Raw genomic sequence first — 14,620 nt, forward strand, 5'->3', positions numbered from 1 at the left:
CCCGCGCCCCTTACGGGGCGCATGCCGAGGCCCCCGGTACGGGACTCACTCGTACCGGGGGCCTCGGTGTGTCGTTCGTAGGGGCCGGGGCGGCCCGTACGGTTACGCCTTGCGCAGGCGGAAGGTGAGCGCCAGGGCCTCGTCGGTGAACGGTTCGCCGTACGCCTCGTCCGCGTCACCCGTGGCGAAGTCCGTCGCCAGGACCTCGTCGGCGATCAGGGCCGCGTGGTCGGCGAGGGCCGTGCGGACCTCCTCGTCGGTGGACTGCCAGCGCAGGGCGATCCGGTCCGCGACGTCCAGGCCGCTGTTCTTGCGGGCCTCCTGGATGAGGCGGATGGCGTCGCGGGCCAGGCCGGCGCGGCGCAGCTCCGGGGTGATCTCCAGGTCCAGGGCGACCGTGGCACCCGAGTCGGACGCCACGGACCAGCCCTCGCGCGGGGTCTCGGTGATGATCACCTCGTCCGGGGCCAGGGTGACGGTCTCGCCCTCGACCTCGACCGAGGCCGTGCCCTCGCGCAGTGCCAGCGACAGGGCCGCGGCGTCGGCGTTCGCGATGGCCTTGGCGACCGCCTGGACGCCCTTGCCGAACCGCTTGCCCAGGGCACGGAAGTTGGCCTTGGCCGTGGTGTCGACCAGCGAGCCGCCCACCTCGGACAGCGAGGCCAGCGAGCTGACGTTCAGCTCCTCGGTGATCTGCGTCCGCAGGTCGTCGGAGAGGTTCTCGAAGCCGGCGGCGGCGACCAGCGCGCGGGACAGCGGCTGGCGGGTCTTCACGCCGGATTCCGCGCGCGTGGCGCGGCCCAGCTCGACCAGCCGGCGGACCAGGGCCATCTGCGCGGAGAGCGCCGGGTCGATGGCGTCCTTGTCGGCGACCGGCCAGCTCGACAGGTGGACCGAGTCCGGCGCGCCCGGGGTGACCGGCACGACCAGGTCCTGCCAGACCCGCTCGGTGATGAACGGGGTGAGCGGCGCCATCAGGCGGGTGACCGTCTCGATGACCTCGTGCAGGGTGCGCAGCGCGGCCGCGTCGCCCTGCCAGAAGCGGCGGCGCGAGCGGCGCACGTACCAGTTGGAGAGGTCGTCGACGAAGGCGGAGAGCGCCTTGCCGGCGCGCTGGGTGTCGTACGACTCCAGCGCCGTGGTGACCTCCTCGACCAGCGCGTTCAGCTCGCCGATCAGCCAGCGGTCCAGGACCGGGCGGTCGGCCGGCGCCGGGTCGGACGCGCTCGGCGCCCAGCCGGCCGTACGGGCGTACAGCGCCTGGAACGCGACGGTGTTCCAGTAGGTGAGAAGGGTCTTGCGGACCACTTCCTGGATCGTGCCGTGGCCGACGCGGCGCGCCGCCCACGGGGAGCCGCCGGCCGCCATGAACCAGCGGACCGCGTCGGCACCGTGCTGGTCCATCAGCGGGATCGGCTGGAGGATGTTGCCCAGGTGCTTGGACATCTTCCGGCCGTCCTCGGCCAGGATGTGGCCCAGGCAGACGACGTTCTCGTACGAGGACTTGTCGAAGACGAGGGTGCCGACCGCCATCAGCGTGTAGAACCAGCCGCGGGTCTGGTCGATGGCCTCGGAGATGAACTGCGCCGGGTACCGCTTCTCGAAGAGCTCCTTGTTGCGGTACGGGTAGCCCCACTGCGCGAAGGGCATGGAGCCCGAGTCGTACCAGGCGTCGATGACCTCGGGGACGCGTACGGCCTCCGCCGAGCAGCCCTCGTGGGAGCAGGTGAAGGTGACGTCGTCGATGAACGGGCGGTGCGGGTCCAGGCCGGTCTGGTCGGTGCCGGTCAGCTCCGACAGCTCGGCGAGCGAGCCGACGCAGGTGAGGTGGTCCTCCGCGCAGCGCCAGATGGGCAGCGGGGTGCCCCAGTAGCGGTTCCGGGAGAGGGCCCAGTCGATGTTGTTGTTCAGCCAGTCGCCGAAGCGGCCGTGCTTGACCGACTCCGGGTACCAGTTGGTGTTCTCGTTCTCGCGGAGCAGCGCGTCCTTGATCGCGGTCGTACGGATGTACCAGGACGGCTGGGCGTAGTAGAGGAGCGCGGTGTGGCAGCGCCAGCAGTGCGGGTAGCTGTGCTCGTACGCGACGTGGCGGAAGAGCAGGCCGCGCGCGTCCAGGTCGGCGACCAGCGCCTCGTCGGCCTTCTTGAAGAACTGCCCGCCGACCAGCGCGAGGTCCTCCTCGAAGGTGCCGTCGGGGCGGACGGGGTTGATGACCGGGAGGCCGTAGCCCTTGCAGGTCTTGAGGTCGTCCTCACCGAAGGCGGGCGCCTGGTGGACCAGGCCGGTGCCGTCCTCGGTGGTGACGTACTCGGCGTTGACGACGAAGTTGGCGCCTTCGAGCTCGACCAGGTCGAACGGGCGCTCGTACGCCCAGCGCTCCATCTCGCGGCCGGTGAAGGTCTGGCCCGTGGCCGTCCAGCCCTCGCCGAGCGCCTTCTCGACCAGCTGCTCCGCGACGACCAGCTTCTCGGTGCCGTCGGTGGCGACGACGTACGTGACGTCGGGGTGCGCGGCGACGGCGGTGTTGGAGACCAGCGTCCAGGGTGTGGTCGTCCAGATCAGCAGCTTGGCCTCGCCGGCCAGCGGGCCGGAGGTCAGCGGCAGGCGGACGTAGACCGAGGGGTCGACGACCGTCTCGTAGCCCTGGGCCAGCTCGTGGTCCGAGAGGCCGGTGCCGCAGCGGGGGCACCAGGGGGCGACGCGGTGGTCCTGGACCAGCAGGCCCTTCTTGAAGATCTCCTTCAGCGACCACCACACCGACTCGATGTACTCGGGGTTCATCGTGCGGTAGGCGTCGTCGAGGTCGACCCAGTAGCCCATCCGGGTGGTGAGCTCGGCGAAGGCGTCGGTGTGCCGGGTCACGGACTCGCGGCACTTGGCGTTGAACTCGGCGATGCCGTACGCCTCGATGTCCTTCTTGCCGTTGAAGCCCAGCTCCTTCTCCACGGCCAGCTCCACGGGCAGGCCGTGGCAGTCCCAGCCGGCCTTCCGGCCGACGTGATAGCCCTGCATGGTGCGGAAGCGGGGGAAGACGTCCTTGAAGACGCGGGCCTCGATGTGGTGCGCGCCGGGCATGCCGTTGGCCGTGGGCGGGCCCTCGTAGAACACCCACTCGGGGCGGCCCTCGGACTGCTCCAGGCTGCGCGCGAAGACCTTCTGCTCTTCCCAGAAGTCGAGCACGGCGTGCTCCAGCGCGGGCAGGTCCACCTGCGCGGGCACCTGGTTGTACTGGGGTGTGGGACTCATCGGGGGCTTCCTCCGGCGGACACCGCTTGCGTTCTCCGACCGGAGGGACGAGAGCGCGCTGCTCCCGCGGTACCACCCTCCTTGGCCGAAGCGGATCTCCTCGGCCCCCTCATTGGGATCGCGATGCCGGGTCTACTGGCACCCAGGGGCCTCCTGGGGCGTTCTTCCGGCGGCTCCGGGGTGATCTTCACGACGCGCACACCTCCGGGCTCCCACCGTCCCCGGATCGCTCTGGGCTGCGTGCGGCGCTACTCGTCCCATCCACGCCTTTCGCTCTGCCCCACAGTGTACGGGTCGCGCGCCGCGGTGGCCGACCGCTTTTCCGGCTGCGCCGACTGAGGTACCGGCGGCGCGGGCCCTTGACCCGAATGCCGCTACGCAACGCGGTGGAACCCGGCAGGCGCAGGACGGCGCGGCCGGACCCGTGGTCCGGCCCGTGACGGCCGGATTACCGGCCGGGGAGCGGGGCACAACGGTTGCAGACCGGACTCCCGGGGTGGGAGGCCGGACGGTGGAGGGCGGTGCGTCCCGTTGCCGCGTGCTGTGAGTCGATTTATCGTTCCGGTCACGATTCGCGAGCATGATCACATACGTGAAGGGATCGCGGCCATGGTGGCGAAAGAGACCGCCGCGCACGAGAGCACGGCGGCGACCGGACGGTCCACGCCGGACGGCGGGGAACCCGCCGGGGAGGCCGCGGCGGACGGGACGCCGGAGAACACGGCGACCGGCAACCCTCCCGCGGGGGAGGACGCGGTGGAGGAGCCCGGTACCGGGCCCCCGCCGGTGAGAGCGGCCGCGGCGAGGAGAACCGCGACCGGGAACCCGCCCCCGGAGGGGAGCGCGCCCGGCGACGAGCCCGCGAAGAAGACGGCCGCCGGGAAGACCGCGAAGAAGGCCGCGAAGAAGACCGCGAGGAAAACCGCGAGGAAAACCGCGGCCGGGAGCGAACCCGCCGGGAAGACCGTTGAGAAGACGGTGAAGAAGAGCACGGCGGGCGGCGCGCCCGCGAAGAAGACCGCCGCGCGGAAGACCGCGGCGGAGCCGACAGCGGCAGCGGAGACCGCGGCGCAGGAGGCCGCGGCCGACACGACCGCCGGCAGGAGCACGGCCAGGAAGGCTGCACCGCCGCAGGAGGCGGTGCCCGCGAAGAAGACGGGAGCCAAGACGGTGGCGAAGAAGACTCCGGGCGGGGCACCGGCCGCTGCGGTGGACGACAGCGAGCAGACGGCCGGCGGGACGGCCCTGCCCAAGGCGCGTACCGGCCCGGCCGCCGCGCACGAACTGCCCGTACGGCCGGGCGAGGACCCGTGGTCCGAGGCCGAGGCCGACGAGGCCCGGTCGATGCTGCGGGACGAGGAGGACCGGCTGCGCAACGAGATCCGCTCCTCCGAGGACGCCATCGCGGGGCTGATGCGGGACTCGGGCGACGGGGCCGGCGACGAGGCCGACACCGGCACGAAGAACATCACCCGTGAGCACGAGATGGCGCTGGCCTCCAACGCGCGCGAGATGCTGCTGCAGACCGAGCGCGCGCTGGAGCGGCTGGACGCCGGCACGTACGGGCTCTGCGAGAACTGCGGCAAGCCGATCGGCAAGGCGCGGATGCAGGCGTTCCCCAGGGCCACGCTCTGCGTGGAGTGCAAGCAGAAGACCGAGCGCCGCTAGCCGCCGGGCCGGGGCCCGCGCCCCGGCCCGCGCCCGTACCTGCCGGGGGTACCCCGTGCGCGCCTGCGCCCGGGGCCCGTGCCGTACCCTCGAACCTCAGCCAGGCGCGGCCTGGCCGGGGAAACGACGGGCCGAGGGACTCACAACGTGGCAGAGGCGGAGCGCATCACCGGTACGCCGGGAACCGGGCCGGAGCCCGGACAGGGGGACGGCGGGGAGGCCGAGCAGGGCGCGGCGGAGCCGGGCGCGACGGCGGCGCCGCGCGGACGGCGGCGGATCACCGCGCTGCTCGTCGTCGCGCTGATCGTGTACCTGCTGGACCTCGGCAGCAAGCTGCTGGTCGTGGCCAAGCTGGAGCACCACGCGCCGGTCCGGGTGATCGGGGACCTGCTGCAGTTCGAGGTGATCCGCAACCGCGGCGCCGCCTTCAGCATGGGCGAGGCGCTGACCATCTTCCTCACGCTGATCGCGGTCGCGGTGATCGTGGTGATCTTCCGGGTGGCCCGCAAGCTCTACAGCCTGCCCTGGGCCATCGCGCTCGGCCTGCTGCTCGGCGGCGCCTTCGGCAACCTCACCGACCGGCTCTTCCGCTCGCCGGGCGTCTTCCAGGGCGCGGTGGTCGACTTCATCGCGCCCGCGCACTTCGCGGTCTTCAACCTCGCCGACTCCGGGATCGTGTGCGGCGGCGTCCTGATCGTGCTGCTGTCCTTCCGCGGCCTGGACCCGGACGGCACGCTCCACAAGGACTGATCCGGGAGCCGGACATGCGCTGATCCGGGGCCCGGCGCCGGGTCCCGGAGGGAGTTGTCCACAGGCGGGGGCGGGGCCGACGGGAGCGTCCCCGGGGACTGCCATACTCGTGGGGTGAGCACGATTCCCGAGATCCGCACCCTGCCCGTACCGGACGGCCTGGAGGGCGAGCGCGTCGACGCCGCGCTGGCCCGCATGTTCGGCTTCTCCCGTACGAAGGCGGCCGAGCTGGCCGCCGCCGGAAAGGTCCGGGTGGACGGGGCCGAGGTGATGAAGTCCGAGCGGGTGCACGGCGGCGCCTGGCTCGAAGTGGAGATGCCGCAGGCCCCGGCCCCGGTGGAGATCGTCGCCGAGCCCGTGGAGGGCATGGAGATCGTCCACGACGACGACGACATCGTCGTGATCATGAAGCCGGTCGGCGTGGCCGCGCACCCCAGCCCCGGCTGGACCGGCACCACGGTCATCGGCGGCCTCGCCGCCGCGGGGTACCGCATCTCGACCTCCGGCGCCGCCGAGCGCCAGGGCATCGTGCACCGCCTGGACGTCGGCACCTCGGGCCTGATGGTCGTGGCCAAGTCCGAGCGGGCCTACACCTCCCTGAAGCGCCAGTTCAAGGAGCGCGTCCCGGAGAAGAAGTACAACGCGCTGGTCCAGGGCCACCCCGACCCGCTGAGCGGCACGATCGACGCCCCCATCGGCCGCCACCCGCAGCACGACTACAAGTGGGCGGTGACCGCCGACGGCAAGCCGTCCGTGACGCACTACGACCTCATCGAGGCGTTCCGCGCGGCCAGCCTGCTGGACATCAAGCTGGAGACCGGCCGCACGCACCAGATCCGCGTGCACATGTCCGCGCACCGCCACCCCTGCGTCGGCGACCTGACGTACGGCGCCGACCCCACCCTCGCCAAGCGCCTCGGCATCTCCCGGCAGTGGCTGCACGCCGTGCGGCTGGGCTTCCAGCACCCCGCGGACGGCCGCTGGGTGGAGTTCGAGAGCGACTATCCGGAGGACCTGCAGCGGGCCCTGGACCGGGTGCGGGCCGAGAGCGCCTGACGCCGCCGTACGGGCGCCCGTACGGCCGCTTCCCGCGGTCCCGTCGACGGGCGTTTCCCGGACTTCGTGGCAGGCTTGATCAGTGATCGACTGATTCCGAAGCTCCGGAGCGTGCCTGCCGTGGACCAGCTGGCCCTGATGTTCGTCCTGCTGCTGGGGGCCGTGCTCATGGTCCCCCTCGGCGACCGGCTGGGACTGCCGTCACCGGTGCTGATGACCCTCGCGGGCGCGGTGCTGGCCCTGCTGCCGTTCGTGCCGAACGTCCACGTGCCGCCGGAGTTCATCCTCCCGCTGCTGCTGCCACCGCTGCTGTACGCGGCGGTGCAGCGCACGTCCTGGCGGCAGTTCACCGCCAACATCCGGCCGATCTTCCTGCTCGCGGTGGCGCTGGTCTTCGCCACCACGGCCGCCGTCGCGGCCGTCGCGCACAGCGTCGTCCCCGGGCTGCCGGTGGCCGCCGCCGTGGCGCTCGGCGCGCTGGTGGCGCCGCCGGACCCGGTCGCCGCGACCGCGGTCGCCGGCAAGCTCGGACTGCCCCGCCGGCTGGTGTCGATCCTGGAGGGCGAGGGGCTGTTCAACGACGTCACCGCGATCGTGCTGTACCACGTGGCGCTGGCCGCCGCGGTCTCCGGGGAGTTCTCCGCGCCGGCCGCGGTCGGCCAGCTGCTGCTCTCGGCCGTGGTGGCCATAGCGGTCGGCGTGGTGCTCGGCTGGCTGGCCAACAAGCTGATGAACGTGGTCGACGACGCGACCCTCCAGGTCGGCCTGACGCTGCTGGTGCCGTTCGTGGCGTACGTGCTCGCCGAGGAGCTGCACGGCTCGGGCGTGCTCGCGGTGCTCACCGCGGCGCTCTTCCTCGCGCACTACGCCGCCGACGCCGACGACGTGATGGGGCGGCTGGCCGGCCACACCTTCTGGGAGGTCGTCGACACCCTCGTCACCGGCGTCGCCTTCGGCCTGATCGGCCTGGAGCTGCACAACATCTTCGGCACAGCGGCCGGCCACTGGAAGCAGCTGCTGGGCGCCTGCGGCGCGGTCATCGGCGTCGTGGTGGGCCTGCGGCTGCTGTGGCTGCTGCCCGCCGCGTGGCTGGCCCAGCGGCTGCACCGGCACCGGATCGCGGAGGAGATCCCCACCAGCTGGCGGGAGACCATCGTCATGTGGTGGTCGGGGATGCGCGGGGTGGCGTCGGTGGCGCTGGCGCTGGCCATTCCGTTCGAGGTCGACGGCGGCGGCCCCTTCCCGGCGCGCGACGAGATCCTCTTCATCGCCTTCGCGGTCGTGCTGGCCACCCTCGTGGTGCAGGGTCTGACGCTGCCCTTCCTGGTCAAGAAGCTGGGGGTGCGGGCCGACACGGACGCCGAGGACGCGCTGGAGCGCGAGCTGGCGGTCCGCGTGGTCAAGGCTGCCCGCAAGCGGCTGAAGGAGATCACGTCCGAGGAGGAGCTGTCCGACGAGGTCGTCGAGCGGCTGTCCCGGAGCACGTACGAGATGGGCGCCCGCATCTCGCCGGACATCGTGGACGACGAGCGGCGCGAGGGCTACGACAAGCGCATCGCGCGCGTGAAGAAGGTCCAGCGCATCCAGGGCGAGCTGCTGTCCGCCGCGCGCCACGAGGTGCTCTCGGCGCGCAGCGAGCCGGGTTCGGACCCGGAGGTCGTCGACCGGGTCCTGCGCCACCTGGACGTGCGCAGCCTGCGCGCCCACCCCTGACGTCCGGCGAAACGCTACTTCTCCAGGACGGGCCGGCCGGCCCGCTCGTCGCCGGGCTCCAGGACCGCGGCGGGCGCCGTGGCGATCCGCGGCAGCGCGTACGGATGCGCGTCCCGCAGCCAGGTGATCATCTGCTCGCGCACCTCGCAGCGGACGGCCCAGATCGCGTCCGCATCCCGCGCGGTCACCAGCGCCCGCACCTCGATCGTGCTGGGGGTGGTGTCGGTGACCACCAGGGTCTGCGCCCGGCCGTCCCAGGCGTCGGAGTTCTTCAGGATCTCCTGCAGCTTCTCGCGCATCTCCTCGATGGGCGCGCGGTGGTCGAGCTGGAAGAAGACCGTGCCGGTCATCTGCGCCCCGCCGCGTGACCAGTTCTCGAACGGCTTGCTGGTGAAGTACGAGACCGGCATGGTGATCCGGCGCTCGTCCCAGGTCCGTACGGTCAGGAAGGTCAGGGTGATCTCCTCGACCGTGCCCCACTCGCCGTCGACCACGACCGTGTCGCCGATCCGGACCATGTCGCCGAAGGCGATCTGCAGGCCGGCGAAGAGGTTGCCGAGCGTCGACTGGGCGGCGACACCGGCGACGATGCCCAGCACACCGGCCGAGGCCAGCATCGACGTGCCCACCGTCCGCATGCCGGGGAAGGTCAGCAGCATCGCGGCCACGGCCACGACCGTGACCACCGCGGTGACCACCCGCTGGATGAGCGTGACCTGCGTGCGGACCCGCCGCAGCCGGGCGGTGTCCCGGGCGCCCGCCGCGTACCGGGAGTACGAGGACTCGACGATGGCGGCCGAGACCCGGATGGCCAGCCAGGCGGCAGCGGCGATGAGGATCAGGGACAGCAGCTGCCCGATGCCCGCGCTGTGATCGTCGATGATCCGGAGCTTGGTGCGGTCGAACGACCCGCGCAGCAGCGCCGACAGGAGCACCACTTGCAGCGGTATGCGGCAGCGCCGCAGCAGGCCCCACAACGGGGTGTCCGGGCGCGCGGCGTCGGCCCGGCGCATCGCCAGGTCGGCCGCCCAGCCCAGGGCGAACGTGAGGGCGACCGAACCGCCCACGACGATCAGCGGACGCAGTACGTCCTCCATGGACACGTGATCCCTCCTGGTCGGGTCCGCTTCCTGTCGACCGTAGCTGGCACGATGGGAGGAGTGCGATCCATCGACAGGGAAGTGAATCCAGTGACCGGCTCCGCGGCTTCTCAAACCGTTGTTCTGTTCCATTCTGTGTACGGGCTGCGGCCGGCTGTACAGGCGGGCGCCGAGCGACTGCGCGCCGCCGGCCATGAAGTGATCGTTCCCGACCTGTTCGACGGGCGCACCGCGGACACCATCGAGGACGGCATCGAGATCAAGGACGAGATCGGCAAGGACGAGCTGCTGCGGCGCGCCGTGACGGCGGTGGCGCCGTACTCCGAGCGCGGCCTGGTCTACGCCGGCCTGTCCTTCGGCGGCTCCGTCGCGCAGAACCTCGCGCTGGCCGACGAGAAGGCGCGCGGCCTGCTGCTGCTCCACGGCACCTCCGACATCGCCGAGGACGCGGCCGTGGACGACCTGCCGGTGCAGCTGCACGTGGCCGATCCCGACCCCTTCGAGCCGCACGACTGGCTGAACGCCTGGTACCTCCGCATGCAGCGGGCCGGCGCCGACGTGGAGGTCTACCGCTACCCCGGCGCCGGGCACCTCTTCACCGACGACGGGCTGCCGGACTACGACAAGGAGGCCGCCGAGAGCGCCTGGCAGGTGGGACTGGGCTTCCTGGCGAGCCTGTGAGTCCCGGGCGCTCCCGGCGGCCGTCAGCGGCCGCCGGGAGCGCCGCTCAGACCACCGGCCCGTCGGCCCGCTCCACGCGCTGGGTGCCGCTGAGCGTGCGGTACGAGCGCTGCCACGACGCCGTGGCGTCCGGGTCCGCCTTGTCCGAGACGGCGTAGTAGTCCATCTGGGTCCGCTCGGCGGTGACGTCCACGACGCCGTAGCCGTGGCTGTCCATGTCCAGCCACTTCACGTGGCGGTTGGCGGTCCGGATCGCCGCGGCGGCGGGCAGCGACAGCGTGTGCGGGGCGACGTGCAGGGTGTCGTCGAGGTTGTCGGAGGTGACCGAGGTGACGACGAACTCGGTGGCCACCGGTGCCTGCCCCGGGTACGTCGCGGCCTTGAGCGGCACGTCGTTGGCCCACGCCATGTGGATGTCGCCGGTCAGGAAGACGGTGTTGCCGATGGACCGGTCGCTGAGGTGCGCCAGCAGCTCGTGCCGGTCGTCGGTGTAGCCGTCCCACTGGTCGGTGTTGACCGCCAGGCCCTCCTTGGGCAGCCCCAGCACCTCGGCGAGCGGTCCCAGCAGGTGCGCCGGCACGGAGCCGAACGCCACCGGCGAGATCATCACCGAGGTGCCGACCAGCCGCCAGGCCGCCGCCGACCGCTCCAGCCCTGCCTTCAGCCATTCCAGCTGGGCCCGTCCGGTGATCGTGCGGCCGGGGTCGTCGGCCTGGCCGCTGCCGATCGGCGGCTGCTCGTCGCGGAAGCTGCGCAGGTCCAGCAGGTGCAGATCGGCGAGGGTGCCGAACTGGAGCCGACGGTAGGTGGTGCCGGCGGTGGAGGGGCGCACCGGCATCCACTCGAAGTACGCCTGCTTGGCAGCGGCCATCCGGGCCGCCCAGTCGCCCTCGGCGCCCGGCGTGTGGTTCTCCGCGCCGCCCTTCCAGGCGTTGTCGGCGAACTCGTGGTCGTCCCACATCGCGATGACCGGGTGCGTGGCGTGCATCGCCTGCGCGTCGGGGTCGGTCTTGTGGACGCCGTGCCGGACGCGGTAGTCGGCCAGGGTGAGCAGCTCGTGGCCGGGGGAGTGCGGCCGGACCACGTACTTCAGTGCCGGGTACTCGCCGGTCCTGTACTCGTAGAGGTAGTCCCCGAGGTGCAGCACCGCGTCCAGCTCGGTGCGGGCCGCGAGGTGGCGGTACGGCGAGAAGTAGCCGGACTCCCAGTTGGCGCAGGAGACCACGCCGAAGCGGACGTTGCCGGCCGCGGTGCCGGCGGCCGGCGCGGTGCGGGTGCGGCCCGTGGGGGAGTGGACGCCGAGCGCGGTGAAGCGGAACCAGTAGGTGGTGGCGGGCGAGAGTCCCCGTACGTCCGCCTTGACGGTGTGGTCGGCGGCCGCCGAGGCGGTCGCGGTTCCCCGCGCGACCACGTGGCGGAAGCCCTTGTCGGTGGACACCTGCCAGCTCACCTCGGTGGCCGGCCCCTTTCCGGAGCCGGGCACCGCGTCGGCGGTGGGGGTGACGCGGGTCCACAGCAGGACGCCGTCGGGCAGCGGGTCACCGGAGGCGACGCCGTGCTGGAAGGGGGCCGGGCCGGCGGGCTCGGCGGCCCGCGCGGTGGCGGCGGCGCCGAAGGGCAGCAGGGCGGCGGTCGCGGCTACGGCCGTGACGGCGGTACGGCGCGAGATCTGGTCATGATCGGTCACGGCCGATCACCCTACTGTCTGGTAAGTAGCTCCGGGAGTACGGATTCTTTCGAATCGAGGAATCCGCGCCCCCGGTCAGCGAGGGTGCGCCGTCACTTCTGCGCCGGGCCGAACTCCTTGTCGATCATCTTCTTGAAGTTGGCCTGCGCGATCTTGTTGTACTGCTCCCGGGTCATCTGCTGCTGCGGCACCGGCGCCAGCTCCAGCTTCTTGTCCCCGTGCATGAAGGTCGGGGTGCCCTTGACGCCCTTGCGGCCGAACAGCCCGGCCATCTCCATCGCCCAGCGGTCGTACGTGCCGTCCTTCACCGCCTGCTGGAACTTCTTGTCACCCTTGAGCTCCGGCACCTGATCGGCGACCTTCAGCAGCGCCGAGTCCTTGGCGTAGGTGTCGACGCTCTCCTCGGGGTGGTTCTTCAGCGAGTACAGCGCCTCCTTGTAGTGGAGGAACGCCTCGGGGCTCTTGTTCAGCGCGGCGCCCAGCGCGCTCAGCGCGTTCTTGGAGCCCTCGCCGCCGCCCATGTCGTCGATGAACGCGTACATCGTGTAACGGACCTTGTAGCGGCCGTCGTCGATGTCCTTCAGGAGGACCTTGCCGGTGGACTGCTCGAAGGCCGCGCACGCCGGGCAGCGGACGTCCTCGAACACCTCCAGCGTCTCCTTGGCGTTCTTGTCGCCGATGAGGATCTCGGTGCCGTTCTTGCCCTGCGTGTGCGCGGGCTCGACCAGCTTCGCCTCTTTCGCGGCCTCCCAGCCGGTGGGCTCGTTCGCCTTCATCACGCCGTAGCCGATGCCGCCGGCGATCACCAGGACGCCGAGTACGCCGCCGGCCACGACGAGCTGGCGGCGGAGTCTGGCGCGCTTCTTCTCCCGCTCCCGTTCCGCGCGTATGCGCTCACGGGCTGCGGACTTGGCGGCCTGGCTGTTGCGGTTGCTCATGCGGTCCCCTCCATGGCGGGGAGTCTGCCACGGGGGCCGGCCGGCGCGAGGTCAAGATTCTGCAACGGCCGGCGGGCGTACCGGACGAATGCCGCCCGGCCGCGCGCCGGCCGCTCCACGGGCTCCCGCTACTTCTTCAGGCCCTTGTCCACGAGGGAGTTGAAGACGCCGACCGTGGACGGCGCGCTCTGCCCGTCGGCGGAGAGCAGCTTGTCGTTCAGCTTGATCGTCGGCGTGCTGCGGACGTCCTTCGCCTTGTTGAACGCGTCCGACATCGCCAGCGCCCAGCGGTCGTACGTGCCGTCCTTCAGGGCCTTCTGGAACGTCTTGTCGCCCTTGAGCTCGGGCACCGTGTCCGCCACCTTGATCAGGTACGCGTCGTCGGCGAACTTGTCCGGGCCGGTCTCCTCCGGGTGGTACTTCTTCGAGTACAGCGCGTACTTGTACTTCAGGAACGCCTCGGGGCTCTTGTTCAGCGCGGCGCCCAGGGCGCTCACCGCGTTCTTCGAGCCGGTGCCCTGGAGGTTGTCGTCCAGGAACGTGCCCAGGTGGAACGTGGCCTTGTACTTGCCGTCCGCGATGTCCTTCTCGACCGTCGCGCCGACGTTCTGCTCGAAGTTGGCGCAGCCGGGGCAGCGCGGGTCCTCGTACAGGGACAGCGTGTTCTTGGCGTTCTTGTCGCCGATCTCGATGCCGGTGCCGTCGCTGCCGGTGGTGTGCGCGGGCTTGACCAGCTTGGCGTCCTTGGCCTTGGCCCAGGTGTCCTCGGGGCTGCCGTCGCCGCCGCTGCCGGACTTGGCCACGGCCAGCCCGATGCCGCCGGCGATGGCCAGCACCACGACGATGGCGCCGCCCACCGTCAGCTGACGGCGCAGCTTGTCCTTCTTGGCCTGCCGTTCGCGCTCGGCGCGCAGCCGCTCGCGGGCCGCCTGCTTGTTCGCCTGGCTGTTGCGGTTGCTCATGATCGTTTTGCTCCTGGGGTCTGCGGTGCCGGGGCGGCGCCGGAGGACGGCGTGCCGCGCCCGTGCGGAGGGAAGGGGACCGGTGGCTCGCGGATCAGGCCGCGAGGGAGCAGGGCGGTCCCCGGCGTACGACGCAGTGCACCAGCAGTGCCGCGGAGCGCGGCGGCGCGGCGGCCGCCTCGGACCGGCCGGCCGGCCGGCGCGGGGCACGGCCCGCGGTCAGCACCGCGACCGCGATCAGCAGCGGCCGCAGCGCGAAGACGGCCAGCGCGCCCAGCAGCCGGACCAGCGCCGCCTCGCCGCGCCGCAGCCAGGCAGCGGTCAGCAGCCCGACCGCGACGTGCACGGCGAGCAGGAGCAGCCAGGTGGCGGCGGGGGCCGGCTGGTGCCCGGCGGCCCGGGCCAGCGGCGTGCCGACGTCGCCGCCGCGGCACAGCAGATCCACGCCCAGGGAGCGGAGCGGCCCGGTGACCGGGCCGCCGGCCGCGCCGTAACAGACGTGCTGGCCGATGCTGAAGACGGTGTCGGCGGCCAGCTCCAGCGGCACCAGCAGGGCGGCGATCGGACCGAAGCGCCGCTCCCGGCCGGCCAGCGCGTACGCGATCACGAAGACGGCCGCGGCCAGCGCCGCCACCGTCGTCAGCGGCAGCGGCATCCGGGAGAGCAGCACGTGGGAGGCGGCGGACAGCGTCACGCACAGCGCCGTGAAGAGCGCCGCGCGCGTTGCCCGCAGGTGTGCCGCCGAGATGTCCATCGAAATCGAGTCTGCCATGGGCCGGGATAAGCGTCGCTTAAGGGGTTTCTGTGCACCGCGGGCCC

12 protein-coding genes are annotated in these 14,620 nt (G+C 71.9%); 5 read left to right on the plus strand and 7 right to left on the minus strand.

Translation table 11 applies throughout. The annotated features are described in order from the left end of the window. Nucleotides 1-102: 102 nt before the first annotated feature. Together ileS and C3486_RS38540 are read right to left on the minus strand one after the other, a co-directional pair. Nucleotides 103-3,246 carry an isoleucine--tRNA ligase gene (gene ileS / locus C3486_RS16015; protein WP_103833383.1) on the minus strand — a complete coding sequence of 1,048 codons (3,144 nt, stop codon included), beginning with the start codon at nucleotides 3,244-3,246 and terminating at the stop codon, nucleotides 103-105. A 584-nt stretch (nucleotides 3,247-3,830) separates the two neighbouring features. Further along, nucleotides 3,831-4,412 carry a hypothetical protein gene (locus C3486_RS38540; RefSeq protein ID WP_308461244.1) on the minus strand — a complete coding sequence of 194 codons (582 nt, stop codon included), beginning with the start codon at nucleotides 4,410-4,412 and terminating at the stop codon, nucleotides 3,831-3,833. Nucleotides 4,413-4,416: 4 nt separating this feature from the next. Between C3486_RS38540 and C3486_RS38545 the strand changes: the two genes are divergently transcribed. The 4 genes from C3486_RS38545 (at nucleotide 4,417) to C3486_RS16035 (ending at nucleotide 8,433) form a co-directional block, all read left to right on the plus strand. Further along, nucleotides 4,417-4,914, plus strand: coding sequence for a TraR/DksA C4-type zinc finger protein (locus C3486_RS38545; protein ID WP_308461245.1), 498 nt, complete (start codon nucleotides 4,417-4,419; stop codon nucleotides 4,912-4,914). 147 nt (nucleotides 4,915-5,061) lie between these two features. Beyond that, nucleotides 5,062-5,664 (plus strand): signal peptidase II, encoded by a 603-nt coding sequence (gene lspA, locus C3486_RS16025; RefSeq protein ID WP_103833385.1) that lies wholly within the window; start codon nucleotides 5,062-5,064, stop codon nucleotides 5,662-5,664. A gap of 114 nt (nucleotides 5,665-5,778) precedes the next feature. Next, nucleotides 5,779-6,720 (plus strand): RluA family pseudouridine synthase, encoded by a 942-nt coding sequence (locus C3486_RS16030; protein ID WP_103833386.1) that lies wholly within the window; start codon nucleotides 5,779-5,781, stop codon nucleotides 6,718-6,720. A 138-nt stretch (nucleotides 6,721-6,858) separates the two neighbouring features. Beyond that, a complete protein-coding gene (locus C3486_RS16035; RefSeq protein WP_374936879.1) occupies nucleotides 6,859-8,433 on the plus strand; it encodes a Na+/H+ antiporter in 1,575 nt (524 codons plus the stop codon). A gap of 14 nt (nucleotides 8,434-8,447) precedes the next feature. Here C3486_RS16035 and C3486_RS16040 read toward each other — a convergent pair whose 3' ends face one another. After that, on the minus strand, nucleotides 8,448-9,530 hold the full coding sequence (locus tag C3486_RS16040) for a mechanosensitive ion channel family protein (RefSeq protein ID WP_103833388.1): 1,083 nt from the start codon (nucleotides 9,528-9,530) through the stop codon (nucleotides 8,448-8,450). A 54-nt stretch (nucleotides 9,531-9,584) separates the two neighbouring features. Between C3486_RS16040 and C3486_RS16045 the strand changes: the two genes are divergently transcribed. Beyond that, nucleotides 9,585-10,214 (plus strand): dienelactone hydrolase family protein, encoded by a 630-nt coding sequence (locus C3486_RS16045; protein ID WP_103833389.1) that lies wholly within the window; start codon nucleotides 9,585-9,587, stop codon nucleotides 10,212-10,214. Nucleotides 10,215-10,260: 46 nt separating this feature from the next. Here the strand turns inward: C3486_RS16045 and C3486_RS16050 are convergent, their stop codons facing one another. The 4 genes from C3486_RS16050 to C3486_RS16065 form a co-directional block, all read right to left on the minus strand. Beyond that, entirely contained in the window at nucleotides 10,261-11,901 is a 1,641-nt protein-coding gene (locus C3486_RS16050; protein WP_103833390.1) for an alkaline phosphatase, read from the minus strand. Between the two features lie 92 nt (nucleotides 11,902-11,993). Next, nucleotides 11,994-12,839, minus strand: a complete 846-nt coding sequence (locus tag C3486_RS16055) for a thioredoxin domain-containing protein (RefSeq protein ID WP_103833391.1) — start codon at nucleotides 12,837-12,839, stop codon at nucleotides 11,994-11,996. A 128-nt stretch (nucleotides 12,840-12,967) separates the two neighbouring features. Continuing rightward, nucleotides 12,968-13,801: a thioredoxin domain-containing protein gene (locus C3486_RS16060; protein ID WP_103833392.1), complete on the minus strand. Its 834-nt coding sequence runs from the start codon at nucleotides 13,799-13,801 to the stop codon at nucleotides 12,968-12,970. A 94-nt stretch (nucleotides 13,802-13,895) separates the two neighbouring features. Then, a complete protein-coding gene (locus C3486_RS16065; RefSeq protein ID WP_103833393.1) occupies nucleotides 13,896-14,555 on the minus strand; it encodes a hypothetical protein in 660 nt (219 codons plus the stop codon). Nucleotides 14,556-14,620: the final 65 nt, after the last annotated feature.

This window comes from Streptomyces sp. Ru73, assembly GCF_002920575.1.
In the GTDB taxonomy this organism is placed as follows: domain Bacteria; phylum Actinomycetota; class Actinomycetes; order Streptomycetales; family Streptomycetaceae; genus Streptomyces.

Excerpts from the sequence above, each read along its gene's own strand:
- ileS (WP_103833383.1), bottom strand. The coding sequence starts at position 3,246 with ATGAGTCCCACACCCCAGTACAACCAGGTGCCCGCGCAGGTGGACCTG.
- C3486_RS16035 (WP_374936879.1), top strand. The coding sequence starts at position 6,859 with ATGTTCGTCCTGCTGCTGGGGGCCGTGCTCATGGTCCCCCTCGGCGAC.
- C3486_RS16040 (WP_103833388.1), bottom strand. The coding sequence starts at position 9,530 with ATGGAGGACGTACTGCGTCCGCTGATCGTCGTGGGCGGTTCGGTCGCC.
- C3486_RS16045 (WP_103833389.1), top strand. The coding sequence starts at position 9,585 with ATGGGAGGAGTGCGATCCATCGACAGGGAAGTGAATCCAGTGACCGGC.
- C3486_RS16055 (WP_103833391.1), bottom strand. The coding sequence starts at position 12,839 with ATGAGCAACCGCAACAGCCAGGCCGCCAAGTCCGCAGCCCGTGAGCGC.
- C3486_RS16060 (WP_103833392.1), bottom strand. The coding sequence starts at position 13,801 with ATGAGCAACCGCAACAGCCAGGCGAACAAGCAGGCGGCCCGCGAGCGG.
- C3486_RS16065 (WP_103833393.1), bottom strand. The coding sequence starts at position 14,555 with ATGGACATCTCGGCGGCACACCTGCGGGCAACGCGCGCGGCGCTCTTC.